Raw genomic sequence first — 14,618 nt, forward strand, 5'->3', positions numbered from 1 at the left:
GCCCGACCGGCGCTTGAGAACAGGACGGCAGCAACCGGCCGCCCCGGTTCACGACCGCTCCTGGCCCCCGGCCAACAGGTTCAGCCGCAGCGCCAGCTGTAGCTCCAGCGCCCGGTCCGGTTCGTTCCAGTCCCGCCCCAGCAGCACCTGGATCCGCTCCAGGCGCTGCACCACCGTGTTGACGTGGACGTGAAGTTCGTCCTTGGCGCGAATGAGGCTGCCACCGGCGCCGAAGTACGCGCTCAGCGTGCGCACGAGATGGGTGCCACGCTGGGCGTCGTACCGCAGCAGCGGCCCCAGCGTCGCGTCGACGAAACCGTCGACATCCTGCGCGTTGCCCAGCACCACGCCGAGGAAGCCGAGTTCGTCGACGCAGGCGCCCTCACCCGTACGCCCCAGCACCCGCATCGCACGCAGGCAGCGGGCGGCCTCCCGGTGGGAGGCGGCCAGCTCGCGCGGGCCGCGGGCAGGCCCGGTGGCGGCGACGGTGACGGGGGCCTGCACGAGCTGGCCGAGCTGGGCCGCCGCTGCCCGCGCCGCTTCACCGGCGTCCGCGTCCTCGTCGTCGCATGCGACCAACAGCACCACCGTGCCCGCGTGTTCGGCGCTCACCCCGTGGATGTCCCCGCCGAACAGGTAGCGCAGAGCAGCGGCACACAGCTTCTCCCGGGCGCCCGCTTCGGTCACCAGCAGCAGATGCGGGCGGTCCAGGTCGATACCGAGGCGCCGGCCGCGCTCGGCGAGACCGGCCGGGTCGCGTTCCGCGTCGGTCAGCAGGTCGGTGATCAGCTCGCCGCGTATCCGGTTCTCGGTCTCGGCGACCGTGCGCCGCAGCAGGAGAAGGAGGCCGGTGACCACGGCAGCGCGTTCGAAGAGCCGCCGGTCGGAGTCGTCGAGCCGTCGGCGCTGATGCAGAACCAGTTGGGCCAGGAGTTCCTGCCCGGCGAGTACGGCGCAGATCCACCGGCCGTCGCGGTGCACGGCGCGCGCCCCGGTGCGGGACTCCTCGGCGGTCTCGGCCAGCCATCCGGCGTCCATGCTGTCGGCGGCGAGGCCCGCACCGTCGGGCCGGACGGCCGCCAGCGGGCGCCCGCCCGGGTCGTGAATGGTGAGCGGGGAGTCCAGCAGCCCCGCGACGGCCGTCGCGACGTCCTTGACGTCACCGCCGCGCAGCACCAGGTCGGTCAGCCGGTCGTGCGCCTCCTCGGCCCGCTGCATGGCGGCCGAGTGCTCCCGTACCGCGGCGTTGGCCTCGGCCAGTTCGGCGTTGGCGCCGGCGAGTTCGTCGAGGGCCGAGCGGGTGTCCGCGAGGGCGCGGGCGGTGTCGATCGCGATCGCGGCGTGTGCGGCGAGCGAGCAGAGCAGGGCGACCTCGTCGGGGCTGAAGACGCGCGGCGCGCGATCGGCGGCGAAGAGGACTCCGATGACTTTGCCCGTACCGCCGCGGCTGGAGCCGAGGAGCAGGGGCACGCCCAGAATGGCGACGAGCCCCTCGTCCAGGACCCCGGCGTTGATGTTGCGGGTGTGACGGAAGCGGTTGTCGGTGCGGTAGTCGGGGGTCGCGTACGGGCTCGCGGTCTGCGCGACCAGACCGCCGAGCCCCTCGCCGAGCTCCAGCCGCAGCCGCTGGAAGAGGACCGACACCGAACCGTCGGTGACCCGCATGTAGGTGTCCCCCGCCTCCTCGTCGGGGAGGGTGAGATACGCCGTGTCCGTGCCGAGCAGCATCCTGGCCCGCCGGACGATCGCCTTCAGCACCTCGTCCAGATCGCGGGAGGCCGCCAGGTCGCCCGCGGTGTCGAAGAGCGCGGTGAGCTGGAGCTCGCGGCGCCGGTGCTGGCGCAGGGCTCCCCTGATCCGCAGTGCGGTGGCGGTGGCCCGCTCCACCTCGGCGAGGTCGCCCGCGGGCACACCGGCGGCCCGCGCCTCGGAGGAGACGGCGCCCAGCGCCTCGGCGGGAGCGTCCTCGGTCAGCAGGTCGAGGAGGCGACGCAGGTGGGGCGCGGCGGAGGGGGGCGGTGCAGACATGGGCGGCCATCGTTCGTCGGGGATTCGATGTGTACCTGGAGAGTGTCAGTGAGCGGTCCAGCCGCCGTCCATCGCGAGCGAGGTGCCGGTGATGTGACCGGTGTGCGGTCCGCACAGCCACAGCACCGCCTCGGCGACCTCCCGGGGTTCGATGAGGCGCTTGATGGCGCTGCGTTCCAGCATCACCTTGCCCACCACTTCCTCCTCCGAGATGCCGTGCGTACGGGCCTGGTCGGCGATCTGGTTCTCGACGAGCGGGGTGCGCACGTAGCCGGGATTGACGCAGTTGCTGGTCACCCCGTGCGGTGCTGCTTCGAGAGCGACCACCTTGCTGAGTCCTTCCAGTGCGTGCTTCGCCGATACGTACGCCGATTTGTAGGGGCTGGCGCGCAGCCCGTGGACGGACGAGATGTTGACGACACGCCCCCAGCCGCGTTCGTACATGCCGGGCAGGGTGCGGCGCAAGATGCGGAACGGTGCTTCCACCATGACCCGGTGGATCAGCGCGAACCGGTCCGGCGGGAACTCGTGCACGGGAGCGACGTGCTGGAGCCCCGCGTTGTTGACCACCAGGTCCGCGTCGTCCGGCAGTGTGTCCACCGCCTCGGGTACGGACAGGTCGACCACCCAGGCCGTTCCGCCGATCCGCTCCGCCAGGCTCTTGGCCGCGTCGGCGGCCTTGTCCACCACGTACACATGGGCACCCGCGGCGGCGAGGGCCTCGGCGCAGGCCTGCCCGATGCCGCTCGCCGCTCCGGTCACCAGCGCGGTTCGCCCGGCCAGGACCGGATCAGCGGGCGACGGCGACGGAGCGGCGGCGCGGGGCGGGGGAACGGTGAGCGGCGCGGGCCCGTGGACCGGGCTCTGGGGAGTCTCCATGGTCGTCACCGTAAGGAGGTCGAAGCCCACGTCACACGGGGTCGGTGCACACACCGCCGCACGTCGCCATGGTGGCGGCGTACATGGTGCGGGTGGTCAGTGGGCGGCGTCCAGCGTCGCCCGCTGCTCCGTCGTCAGCTCCAGGTCCACCGCCGCCAGACTCTCCTCCAGCTGTGCCACCGAAGAGGCGCCGACCAGCGGGACGACCGGGACCTCGCCGCCGAGGAGCCAGGCCAGGACCACCTGGTTGACGGTCGCCCCGGTCTCCTCGGCCACCGTCCGCAGTGCCGCCTGCCGCGCCCGGTTGCCCGGGTGGTCCGCTCTCCCCGCCCTGACTGCCGTCGATCCAGAACGCGTAGTTGTTCGACGTGTCGATGAAGGTGCCGCCGGCCTCGGCGTACCGGTCGAGGACGGCGAACGAGGTCGCTTCGTCGGTGAGCGCGCCCATCAGCATGGCGCCGAGGCTGAGCACGCTCACCTCGCGGCGGGTCTTCGGGTCCGTACCGGTCGTGCGGTAGCGCATTCCTGTCTCCCTCCCAACAGCCCTTTGCCAATAAGGGCGTTGCCGACGGGGAGTCTGCATCTTCGAGCGCACTCGATGGCAACGGCCGCTCCTCGCCGGTGCTCGCCGCGCAAGGGCGGCGCCGCACACAGCGGGGCCCGAGGGATGTCAGCCCGCCCCATGGGCGGGGACGGCCCGGACTCGTAGGTTCCGGCAACAGTCCGCACGCCCGCACGTTCCGAACAGGGAGGCCCCCAGTGCGCCCATCGATCCTGCGACGCCTGCTACGGCGCGTCGCGTCCACGGCTGTCCTCGGCGTCGTCGCGGCGACGCTGAGCACCGTGGGCGCCACGCAGCCCGCCGCTGCCGCCGGCGGCCTGCAGCAGGTCACCGGCTTCGGCACGAACCCCGGCAACCTGCAGATGTACGAGTACGCGCCCGCCGATCTGCCCGCCGGCGCACCTCTGGTGATCGCCCTGCACGGCTGTACGCAGACGGCCAACGACTACTACACCAACTCGGGCTGGCCGAAGTACGCCGACCTCTGGAAGTTCGCCGTGGTCTTCCCGCAGACCACGTCCGCCAACAACTCGCTCTCCTGCTTCGGCTGGTTCGATCCGGCCGAGGACACCCGGGGCAAGGGCGAGGCGGCCTCCATCGTGCAGATGGTGGAGCACGCGAAGCAGCAGTACGGCTCCGACGGGCGGCGGGTGTACGTCACCGGCCTGTCGGCGGGCGGCGGGATGACCGCAGACCTGCTTGCCGCGTACCCGGACGTGTTCGCCGGCGGTTCCGTGGCGTCCGGCCTGCCCGCTCAGTGCGCCACCAGCCAGGCCGCCGCCTCCGGCTGCCAGACGGGCCCGCAGAAGCTGACCCCCGCCCAGTGGGGCGCCAAGGTCCGCGCCGGCTTCCCCGGCTACACCGGCCCGTGGCCGCGGGTCGCCATCTGGCAGGGCACGTCCGACTACACGGTGTACCCCGCCAACGCCACCGCGCTGCGTGACCAGTGGACCGATGTGTGGGGCATCGGCCAGACCCCGTCGAGCACCGACACCCTCCCCGGCAACACCACCCGGAGCGTCTACAACGACTCCTCCGGGAAACCCGCGGTGGAGACGTACTCCATCTCCGGCATGGGCCACGGCCTGGCCGTCTCCCCCGGCTCGGGGACCGACAGGTGCGGGTCCACGGCCGCGTACTTCCTGAACTCGATCTGCTCGTCGTACTACACCGGCGTCTTCTGGGGGCTGGACCAGGGCGTACCCGGCGGCGGCGAGAACCCGCTCCCCGCCCCCTCCGGTCTGACGGTGACCGGTGTCACGGGCACCAGCGCCTCGCTGTCCTGGAGCGCGGTGACGGGAGCCTCCTCGTACGCCGTCTACCGCAACGGCACCGAGGTCGGCCGGCCCACGTCGACGGCGTTCACGGACACGGGCCTGTCCGCCGGGACCTCGTACCGCTACACGGTGGCGGCCGTCGACGGATCGGGCGCGGCCGGTACCGTCTCGGCCGCGGTGACGGCGACCACGACCGGCGGGACGGGCGGCGGCGCCTGCTACACGGCGACCAACTACGCCCAGGTGGCTGCGGGCAGGGCGCACACCACCGGCGGCTATGTGTACGCCAACGGGTCCGAGCAGAACATGGGGCTGTACAACGTGTTCGTCACGCACACCCTGCGGGAGTCACCGGCGGGCTACTTCGTGATCGCCGACACCGGCTGCACCGCGTAGCACCCGTCCGTCGACGGTGCGGCCCGACGGTCCCGCGTCGGGCCGCACCTTGCGCTCACGTTCCCGCCGCGGGGCAGAGGCCCTAAGGGCTGTCCCGCAATCCCTGGCGGGCGCACGACGACAGCTACGGCACCTCGCCGCATTGTCGGAACGCCCGAATACGACCGGCACGATGACGCCCCCCCGCCTTGCGATGCACCGCATCCGACGCCGCGCACCGATCCACCAGGGATCACTGGACAGCCCTCAGTCCTCCGGCGGGAACACCACCTCGCCCGAGTCGCGCAGCGTCAGCGTGATCGCCTCGACGGGACACCCCTCCGCCGCGGCGAGCACCTGCTCGTTGGCGTCGGTCTCCGGGGCGTCCGGGTGCGACTGCCGGGCGGAGTCCAGCCGGAAGCCGTCCGGAGCGTGGTTCACGCACATCCCGGAGCCGATGCAGACGCTCCGGTCGACCTCCACGTGCCAGCGGTCCCCCATCACGCCTCCTGCGGTCCGGGCTCCGCGGGCTGGTACCCGGCGGGCAGATGGATCATCTTGTGTTCGAAGTACTCGCCGTACCCCTCGGGGCCGAACTCCCGTCCCAGACCGGAGTTCTTGTAGCCGCCGAACGGGCCGAGCATGTCGAGACTGAACGTGTTGACGCTGTACGTGCCGGTCCTGACCCGGCGGGCGATGTCGATGCCGCGCTCGGTGTCGGCGGTCCAGACACTGCCGCTGAGCCCGTACTCCGAGTCATTGGCGATCTTCACCGCCTCCGCCTCGTCGCCGTACGGCAGCAGGCAGATGACCGGCCCGAAGATCTCCTCGCGGGCGATGCGCATGGAGTTGTCGACGGACCCGAAGAGGGTCGGCTCGACGTACCAGCCACGCTCCTGGGAGGCCGGACGGCCCCCGCCCGTAAGGATCTTGGCGCCTTCCTCCTGGCCGATCCGGATGTAGTCGAGGGAGCGCTGCTGCTGACGCCGCGCGACCAGCGGGCCGAGTTCGGTGGCGGGGTCGAGCGGGTCGCCGACCTTCAGCGCGCCCGCCGCGGCGGCGAACGCCTCGGCGATGTCGTCGTAGCGGGAGTGCGGGACGAGGATGCGGGTCTGGGCGACACACGCCTGGCCGTTGATCATCCAGGCGAACGGGACGATGCCCGCGACGGCCGCGTCGAGATCCGCGTCCGGGAGGATGACGGCGGCGGACTTGCCGCCCAGCTCCAGGGTGACCCGGGTGAGGTTGCGCGAAGCGACCTCCATGACCCGGCGGCCGGCCGCGACGGATCCGGTGAACGACACCTTGTCGACGCCCGGATGCCCGACGAGGTACTCACTGACCTCGCGGTCCGCCGGGAGGATGGACAGCACGCCCTCGGGGAGCCCGGCCTCGGCGGCGATCTCGGCCAGGATGTAGGCGTCCAGGGGCGATTCGGGCGAGACCTTCAGGACGGCCGTGCAGCCGGCCAGCAGCGCGGGCGCGAGTTTGGCGGCGGCGGTGAACTGCGGGACGTTCCACGGCACGACGGCCGCGACGACCCCGACCGGCTCCCGGCGCACCAGCAGCGGCCCGAGGACGCCGTCGCGCCGTTCCTCGTACGGGAAGGTACGGGCGACGGTGATCGCCGCGTCCCACACCATCATCGCGGCGAGCGCCTGCACCATCACACTGGAGCTGTACGGGGTTCCGTTCTCGGAACTGATGACGCGGGCGACCTCCTCGTACCGCACGGCGAACGCGTCCTTGATCCGGGTGATCACCTCGATCCGCTCGTCGAGGGACGCCCGCGGCCAGGGCCCTTCGTCGAAGGCCCGGCGGGCGGCGTCGACAGCGCGGTCCACGTCCGCCTCACAGGCGTGCGGCACCCGGCCGATGACCTGCTCCGTGTGGGGAGATATCACCTCGATGACGTCCTGGCCGAGCGGATCGACCAACTCCCCGCCGATGAACAGTTTTCCGTGTTCGACAAGCTCGGTCATGGCTGCTGCCTCCCGCGACCCGGCACGTACCGACTCCGCACCTGACTCCATACCTGACTCTGTGTCAGAACTGATACCAGTTCCAGTTCCAGGAGTCCACGGATCCGACGGTGATCGACCTCGGACGAAATAGTCGACCGGGGCCACTACTGGAACGAGTTCTCGTTACAGTGGATGCGGCGCAGCACAGCCGCATGCCGGGACGAGAGATGGGGACCTCATGACACAGGTGACCGAGCACGGCGGCGGCGTGTGGTCCATCAAGGTCCCCATCCCGGACAACCCGCTCGGCCACACCCTGGTACACGTCCTCGACACCGGCCGCGGCCCGGTCCTGATCGACACCGGCTGGGACGACCCGGAGGCCTGGGACACCCTGGTCGCGGGCCTCACCGCGATCGGAGCCGGCATCACCGACATCCATGGCGTGGTCATCACCCACCACCACCCCGACCACCACGGCCTCTCCGGCCAGGTCCGCGAATCATCCGGGGCCTGGATCGCGATGCACGCCGCGGACACCGCGATCGTGCGCCGCACCCGCGAGTCCGAACCGGGCACCTGGCTGGCCTACCTGGCGGCGAAACTCACCGCGGTCGGCGCCCCCGAGGACCACCTCGCCCCACTGCACGCCGCCCGCGCCACCGGCCGGATGCGCACCCTGCCCGGCCTGCGCGCCGCCCTCCCGGACCGCGAGATCGTCCCCGGCGAACTGCTCGACCTGGCGGGCCGCCGCCTCCGGGCGGTCTGGACGCCGGGCCACACCCCCGGCCACGTCTGCCTGCATCTGGAGGAGGACCATCCGGCGAACCTGCCCGGCCGCGGCCGGCTCTTCTCCGGCGACCATCTGCTGCCCGGGATCAGCCCGCACATCGGGCTGTACGAGGACCCGGACGATGCGACGGCCGCCGACCCACTGGGCGACTATCTCGACTCGCTGGAGCGCATCGGCCGGCTGGGGGTCGCCGAGGTGCTGCCCGCCCACCAGCACGCGTTCCCGGACGCGGCCCGGCGCGTACAGGAACTCCTCGACCACCACGAGGAGCGGCTGACCGGCCTGCTCGCGCTGCTCGCCACCCCGTTGACACCGTGGCAGCTGGCCGAGCGGATGGAGTGGAACCGGCCGTGGGAACAGATCCCGCACGGCTCACGGAACATCGCGGTCTCCGAGGCCGAGGCCCACGTCCGCCGACTGGTGAAGCTGGGGCGCGCGGAGGCGATGACGGGGAGCGATCCGGTGACGTACATCGCGGTGTGAAGGGTTCGCGGACCAGCGGTCCCGGCCCTCCGACGGCCTGACCGTCACGGCAGCGGACCGATGGTTCGACGTCCGCCCCTCCCGCACCGAGCCGCTCCTGCGCCTGGACGTCGAAGCCCGGGCCGAGTTCACCATGGCCATGGTTCGCGATGAGGCGCCGGCGGTCACCAGGGGCTGACCTCCTCTTCCCACGACTCCGTCCGGCCCGATCCCATGGGTGACGTACGTCGCTGTTCCGGGCGCCCCTCCGCCCGAAGCGGCGGGCTACGCCCCGGTAGAGTGTCGGAGTCGTCATCATGCCCGTTCAGGGGGAAGCCGGTGCGAATCCGGCACTGACCACGCAACCGTGAGCCGCTGACACAGCGGTGAGTCGGAATGCCCTGTCCGCGGTCGTGACCGGCTCGCGTCACCGGAACCCCGGTGACCGGCACCGTCGAGGCATACGGGGCCGGAGCCTGGTGCCTGAGTGTGCCTGTGCCCGGTTCCTACCGCAGGAGAGGCCCAGCCCACCATGACCGTTCGCCGCACCGCAGCAACGCTCGCCGCCACCGCCACCGTGCTCTGTGCGGCCGCTGCCCCGGCCGCGGTGGCGGCGCCGTCTCCGTCGCCCACCCCGTCCGTCGCGCTGCCGTCCGGGCTGTACGGCACCAAGGACCCGACGTACGACGGGGTCTGGAGGCAGTCGCTGGCCTTCATCGCCCAGCGGCTCGAGGGGGTCACCCCCGCGGCCACGTCCGTCGACTGGCTGGTCGCCCAGCAGTGCGACAGCGGCGCCTACGCCTCGTACCGCGCGGATGCCGACAAGCCGTGCGACGCGAAGACCATGACGGACACCAACGCCACCGCCGCCGCGGTCCAGGCGCTCGCCGAGGTCGGCGGCCACGGCGATGCCGCCGACAACGGGGTCGCCTGGCTGAAGTCCGTTCAGAACGAGGACGGTGGCTGGGGTTACAACCCGGGCTCGCCGAGCGACGCCAACTCCACCTCGATCGTGATCGGCGCCCTGGCCAAGCGGGGCGAGCGGCTCGGCGATGTGACGACCAAGGGTGGCAGGACGCCGTACGACGCGCTGCTCGCGCTGGCGATCCCGTGCGGCGGCAAGGACGGCGGCGCGTTCGCGTACCAGCCCGACAAGGCCGGCAAGCTCGTCGCCAACGCGGACGCCACCGCGGCCGGTGTGCTCGGTTCCATGGGCAAGGGGCTGGCCGCCTGGAACAATTCCGCGTCCGAGGACAAGGCGCCCACCTGCCACAAGGGCGCCGTCGTCAAGCCCGAGCAGGCCGCCCAGAACGGCGCCCACTATCTCGCGGGTGCCCTCGCGAAGACCGGCCACCTGAACCAGCCGCCGATGCCGGGCGCCACCGACACCACCGAGCAGCCCGACTTCGGCAACACCGCGGACGCGGTCGTCGCCCTGGCCGCCGCGGGCCACCAGGACAAGGCGGCCGACGCGCTCGGCTGGCTGAAGAAGAACGCCGCGCCCTGGGCGGCCGAGAACGGCCCCGCCGCCTACGCCCAGTTGATCGTGGCCGCCCACACGACCGGCGCCGATGCCCGCGACTTCGGCGGTGTCGACCTGGTCGAGCGGCTGAGCGCGACCGGACCGAAGCCGGCCGCCGTCCACACACCCTCTCCGGCCAGCAGCGACTACGCGGCACAGGACGGCACCAGCGACGACGCCGGCCTCGGCGTGTGGTGGCTCGTCGGTATCGGTCTCGCCGCCGGTGCCGGTGTCGGCTTCCTCATCAGCAACCGCCGGAAGACCCCGCAGCTGTGAACCGAGCGGGGAATCGATCCGGGTGGCCGGCAGCGGGCGCCCTGCTGCTCGTTCTGGGCGCCGTCCTGACCGTGCTCGGCGCGGGCACCGCCCACGCGGCCGGCTACCGCTACTGGTCGTTCTGGGAAGGCAAGGGGACGGGCTGGGCGTATGCCACCCAGGGCCCGTCTCTGGTCCGGCCCGACGACGGTACGGTGCAGGGCTTCCGGTTCTCGGTGAGCGAGGACTCCCAGGACTCGGCGAAGCCGCGCCGCGCCCCCGACTTCGCGGCGATCTGTGCCGACACCCCCGCCAAGGACGGCACCAAGCGGGTCGCGCTCGTCATCGACCCCGGCACGGCCGCGGACGCACCTGACGGGGAGACGCCGCCCGCGCCGCGTACCGCATGCGCACAGGTCGCCGAGGACGCGAGCGCCGCGGAGGCCCTCGCCTCGGTGGCCAGGCCGCTGCGCTACAGCAGCGAGGCGCTGCTCTGCGCGATCTCCGGCTATCCGGCCTCGGGCTGCGGTGAGCAGGTCTCCGGCACCGGCCGCGCCGACGGTACGTCGCAGGCGCCGGCGAGCCCGTCCACCTCGGCCCACCCGGGGAGCGGCCGCGGCGGACCGTCCGCCGGGGTGCTCGCCGGTGTCGCCGCCGTCCTTCTGCTCGGCGTCGCCGCGGTCGTGCAGGCCCGCCGCCGCCGCGGATGACCGTCTCCGCCGGCCCGGCCCGGCCGAGCCGTGCCCTGCGCGCCCCCGCGGCGACCCGCAGCAACGCCCTGCCCGCCGGGGCCTGGTGGCTGTGGGCGCTCGGGCTGGCCACCGCCGCCTCCCGGACCAGCAATCCACTGCTGCTCGGGCTGCTGGTGGGGGTGGCCGGTTACGTCGTGGCGGCACGCCGGACCGATGCGCCGTGGGCCCGTTCATACGGGGCGTTCATCAGGATCGGGCTCTTCGTCGTCGGCGTGCGGCTGCTCTTCTCCGTCTTTCTCGGCTCGCCGATCCCCGGTACTCACCCGGTGTTCGCCCTCCCCGAAGTCCCGCTGCCCGACTGGGCGCAGGGCGTCAGGATCGGCGGACGGGTCACCGCCGAACAGCTGCTCTTCGCGCTGTACGACGGGGCGAAGCTGGCCACCCTGCTGATCTGCATCGGCGCGGCGAACTCACTCGCCAACCCGGCCCGGCTGCTGAAGTCGCTGCCGGGCGCACTGTACGAGGCGGGCGTCGCGGTCGTCGTCGCGATGACGTTCGCACCGAACATGGTTGCCGATGTGGTGCGACTGCGCACCGCACGGCGGTTGCGGGGCCGCCCCGCCGGTGGCATCAAGGCCGTCCTGCAGATCGGACTGCCGGTGCTGGAGGGTGCGCTGGAGCGGTCGGTGGCGGTGGCGGCGTCGATGGACGCGCGCGGATACGGGCGTACGGCCCAGGTGCCGCGCGCCGTCCGGCACACCACGAACGTCCTCACGCTCGGCGGGCTGCTGGGGGTCTGCGCCGGCACGTACGGTCTGCTGGCCTCGCAGGGTGCGGTCTACGGGCTGCCGCTGCTGTTCGCCGGGCTCGTCGCCGCGATGGCCGGGCTCCGGCTCGGCGGTGCCCGCTCGGTCCGCACCCGCTACCGGCCCGACCGGTGGGGGGCGAGGGCCTGGCTGGTGGCCGGGTCGGGTGCGGTGGTCGCGGCGGCGATGATCTGGGCGGGCAGTGCCGACACGGAGGCGCTGCACCCCGGAGTCGTACCGCTGTCGGCTCCGGTGTTCCCGCTGTGGCCCGCGGCGGCGGTGCTGATCGGGCTGTTGCCCGCGGTGGTGGCGCCCGCGCCGCCCGTCATGACCGTCGCGAACTCCGAGGAGAGCCAGTGATCCGGTTCGAGCAGGTCTCGGTGCAGTACGAGGGGGCGGCACACCCGACCCTGTCCGGGGTCGATCTGACCGTCCCCGAGGGCGAGTTGGTGCTGCTCGTCGGCCCGTCGGGGGTCGGAAAGTCGACCCTGCTGGGCGCCGTCTCCGGTCTCGTACCGCACTTCACGGGCGGCACGCTGCGCGGCAGGGTGATGGTGGACGGCCGTGACACCCGTACCCACAAGCCGCGCGAACTCGCCGATCTGGTCGGCACGGTGGGGCAGGACCCGCTCTCCCACTTCGTCACCGACACCGTCGAGGACGAGCTGGCGTACGGCATGGAGTCGCTGGGACTCGCCCCCGACGTGATGCGTCGGCGCGTCGAGGAGACCCTCGACCTGCTGGGCCTCGCCGGGCTGCGCGACCGGCCGATCGCCACGCTCTCCGGCGGCCAGCAGCAGCGGGTCGCGATCGGCTCGGTGCTGACCCCGCACCCCAAGGTCCTGGTCCTCGACGAACCGACGTCCGCACTGGACCCGGCGGCGGCCGAGGAGGTCCTCGCGGTGCTCCAGCGGCTGGTGCACGATCTGGGTACGACGGTCCTGATGGCGGAGCACCGCCTGGAACGCGTCGTCCAGTACGCGGACCAGGTCGTCCTGCTGCCGTCACCGGGTGCCGCACCGGTGATGGGCGCCCCCGCCGACATCATGGCGGTCTCCGCGGTCCACCCGCCGGTGGTGGCCCTGGGCCGGCTGGCGGGCTGGGAGCCGCTGCCGCTGTCGGTACGCGACGCACGGCGCCGCGCGACGGATCTGCGGGAGCGGCTGGCCTCGGCCGAACCGCCGCCGCCCGCTCCGTCGGCGCACGCCGCCCCGGCGCCGCTGCCCGCGGCCGCTCCCGTACGCCGCGGTCTGTTCGGCCGCCGGCGTGCGCCCGCTCCCCGATCCGCTCCTGAAGCTGTGACGGAAGCGACCACCCGGGTCGAGGGCCTGGGGGTGCGGCGCGGGCGTGTCGAGGCGCTGCGCCGCGTGACGCTCTCCGTCGCACCGGGCGAGACCGTCGCCCTGATGGGCCGCAACGGCGCGGGCAAGTCCACGCTGCTCGCCGCACTCGTCGGCCTGGTCGGGCCCACGACCGGCACCGTCCTCGTCGGCGGTCTGGCCCCACACCGCTCGCATCCGCGCGACATGGTCCGCCGGGTCGGACTCGTACCGCAGGAACCGCGCGATCTGCTGTACGCGGACACGGTCGCCGCCGAGTGCGCGGCGGCCGACGCCGACGCGGGCGCGGCGGCGGGCAGCTGCCGGGCCCTGGTCTCCGAGCTGCTGCCCGACGTTCCGGACGACACCCACCCCCGCGATCTCTCCGAGGGGCAGCGTCTCGCCCTGGCGCTGGCCGTCGTGCTGACCGCACGGCCCCCGCTCCTGCTGCTGGACGAGCCGACCCGCGGTCTGGACTACGCGGCGAAGGCCCGGCTGATACGTGTGCTGCGCGGTCTGGCGGCCCAGGGCCATGCGATCGTCCTGGCCACGCACGACGTGGAGCTGGCCGCCGAGCTGGCCCACCGGGTGGTGATCCTCGCGGACGGGGAGATCGTCGCGGACGGGCCGACCCGGCAGGTGGTGGTCTCGTCGCCGGCGTTCGCGCCGCAGACCGCGAAGATACTCGCCCCGCAGGAGTGGCTGACCGTGACGCAGGTGCGCGGGGCGCTGGAGGCAGGCGCATGAGCGACCGCCGAAGCCGTCCCGTACGACTGGGCCCCCGTGCGATCGCCGCACTCCTCCTCGTCAGCGCGATCGGCGTCGTCTCCATCGGCTGGCCCCTGCTCGCGGACGCGGACTCCGGTCTCGCCCACTCCCAGGACGCACCGTGGCTGTTCGCCGCACTGCTTCCGCTCCTGGTCGGTGTGGTCGTCGCCACCATCGCGGACTCCGGCCTGGACGCGAAGGCGGTGGCGATGCTGGGCGTGCTCGCCGCGGTCGGTGCCGCGCTGCGTCCGCTCGGCGCCGGCACGGCGGGCCTGGAGCCGATGTTCTTCCTGATGGTGCTGAGCGGCCGGGTGCTCGGCCCCGGTTTCGGCTTCGTGCTCGGTTCGGTGACGATGTTCGCGTCAGCCCTGCTCACCGGCGGGGTGGGCCCATGGATGCCGTTCCAGATGCTGTCGATGGGCTGGTTCACGATGGGCGCCGGTCTGCTGCCGGCCCCGGACCGGCTGCGCGGGCGCGCCGAGCTGCTGATGCTGGCGGCGTACGGCGGTGTGGCGGCGTTCGCGTACGGCACGGTGATGAACCTGTACGGCTGGACGATCGTGCCGGGCCTCGGCTCGGGCATCTCGTTCCACCCCGGTGATCCGCTGCCCGAGAATCTGGTCCGTTTCTTCGCGTACTGCCTGGCCACCTCACTGGGCTGGGACCTGGGCCGGGCGGTGCTGACCATGGCACTGACCCTCACCATCGGCTCCACGCTGCTGAAGGCGCTGCGACGGGCCACGCGCCGGGCGTCCTTCGAGGTCCAGGTCACATTCGACGGTCCCGAAGGCGTGAAGGCGCCCACAGGACCTTAGCCCTCCACTACCGGGAGTAGTAGCTGTTACGGCCGCACATGGACCCCACTCCACCCCCTCCGACCTGCTATGGAACGTTTCGGGGCGGTTCGGGACTTCTG

The 14,618-nt window shown here is 72.6% G+C and carries 11 protein-coding genes, 2 pseudogenes and 1 riboswitch; of the genes and pseudogenes, 8 read left to right on the forward strand and 5 right to left on the reverse strand.

All coding sequences use genetic code 11. The annotated features are described in order from the left end of the window. Positions 1–48: 48 nt before the first annotated feature. The 3 genes and pseudogenes from ACFYP5_RS08075 to ACFYP5_RS08085 form a co-directional block, all read right to left on the reverse strand. The gene (locus ACFYP5_RS08075; RefSeq protein ID WP_389032093.1) at positions 49–2,028 is read right to left on the reverse strand and encodes a helix-turn-helix domain-containing protein; all 1,980 of its coding nucleotides are present in this window, start codon (positions 2,026–2,028) and stop codon (positions 49–51) included. A gap of 45 nt (positions 2,029–2,073) precedes the next feature. After that, entirely contained in the window at positions 2,074–2,907 is an 834-nt protein-coding gene (locus tag ACFYP5_RS08080; protein ID WP_389032096.1) for a 3-hydroxybutyrate dehydrogenase, read from the reverse strand. A 96-nt stretch (positions 2,908–3,003) separates the two neighbouring features. Then, a pseudogene (locus ACFYP5_RS08085) lies at positions 3,004–3,430 on the reverse strand (aldo/keto reductase). 236 nt (positions 3,431–3,666) lie between these two features. Here ACFYP5_RS08085 and ACFYP5_RS08090 point away from each other — a divergent pair. After that, positions 3,667–5,142: a PHB depolymerase family esterase gene (locus ACFYP5_RS08090; RefSeq protein WP_389032098.1), complete on the forward strand. Its 1,476-nt coding sequence runs from the start codon at positions 3,667–3,669 to the stop codon at positions 5,140–5,142. Positions 5,143–5,388: 246 nt separating this feature from the next. Here the strand turns inward: ACFYP5_RS08090 and ACFYP5_RS08095 are convergent, their stop codons facing one another. Both ACFYP5_RS08095 and ACFYP5_RS08100 read right to left on the reverse strand, forming a co-directional pair. Next, positions 5,389–5,622, reverse strand: a complete 234-nt coding sequence (locus ACFYP5_RS08095) for a ferredoxin (protein ID WP_389032101.1) — start codon at positions 5,620–5,622, stop codon at positions 5,389–5,391. Further along, positions 5,622–7,103, reverse strand: coding sequence for an aldehyde dehydrogenase (locus tag ACFYP5_RS08100; protein ID WP_389032104.1), 1,482 nt, complete (start codon positions 7,101–7,103; stop codon positions 5,622–5,624). Before ACFYP5_RS08100 ends, ACFYP5_RS08095 begins: the two co-directional genes overlap by 1 nt. Before the next feature lie 220 nt (positions 7,104–7,323). On the opposite strand from ACFYP5_RS08100, the gene ACFYP5_RS08105 reads away from it, so the two are divergent. From ACFYP5_RS08105 to ACFYP5_RS08135, 7 genes and pseudogenes are all read left to right on the forward strand, one after another. Next, on the forward strand, positions 7,324–8,361 hold the full coding sequence (locus ACFYP5_RS08105) for an MBL fold metallo-hydrolase (protein ID WP_389032107.1): 1,038 nt from the start codon (positions 7,324–7,326) through the stop codon (positions 8,359–8,361). Between the two features lie 31 nt (positions 8,362–8,392). Then, positions 8,393–8,539, forward strand: a pseudogene (gene manB, locus ACFYP5_RS08110) (phosphomannomutase/phosphoglucomutase); the annotation flags it as partial. A gap of 90 nt (positions 8,540–8,629) precedes the next feature. Beyond that, positions 8,630–8,763, forward strand: a riboswitch (cobalamin riboswitch). A 109-nt stretch (positions 8,764–8,872) separates the two neighbouring features. After that, positions 8,873–10,138: a prenyltransferase/squalene oxidase repeat-containing protein gene (locus ACFYP5_RS08115; RefSeq protein ID WP_389032109.1), complete on the forward strand. Its 1,266-nt coding sequence runs from the start codon at positions 8,873–8,875 to the stop codon at positions 10,136–10,138. Next, a complete protein-coding gene (locus ACFYP5_RS08120) occupies positions 10,135–10,827 on the forward strand; it encodes an SCO2322 family protein (RefSeq protein WP_389032112.1) in 693 nt (230 codons plus the stop codon). The genes ACFYP5_RS08115 and ACFYP5_RS08120 overlap by 4 nt, the downstream gene beginning before the upstream one ends. Further along, positions 10,824–11,975, forward strand: a complete 1,152-nt coding sequence (locus tag ACFYP5_RS08125) for an energy-coupling factor transporter transmembrane component T (RefSeq protein ID WP_389032114.1) — start codon at positions 10,824–10,826, stop codon at positions 11,973–11,975. The genes ACFYP5_RS08120 and ACFYP5_RS08125 overlap by 4 nt, the downstream gene beginning before the upstream one ends. Then, a complete protein-coding gene (locus ACFYP5_RS08130) occupies positions 11,972–13,681 on the forward strand; it encodes an ABC transporter ATP-binding protein (RefSeq protein ID WP_389032116.1) in 1,710 nt (569 codons plus the stop codon). The genes ACFYP5_RS08125 and ACFYP5_RS08130 overlap by 4 nt, the downstream gene beginning before the upstream one ends. Beyond that, entirely contained in the window at positions 13,678–14,517 is an 840-nt protein-coding gene (locus ACFYP5_RS08135; protein WP_030970439.1) for an ECF transporter S component, read from the forward strand. Before ACFYP5_RS08130 ends, ACFYP5_RS08135 begins: the two co-directional genes overlap by 4 nt. The last annotated feature ends 101 nt before the right edge of the window (positions 14,518–14,618 follow it).

The organism is Streptomyces sp. NPDC005262 (genome assembly GCF_042872425.1).
GTDB lineage: Bacteria > Actinomycetota > Actinomycetes > Streptomycetales > Streptomycetaceae > Streptomyces.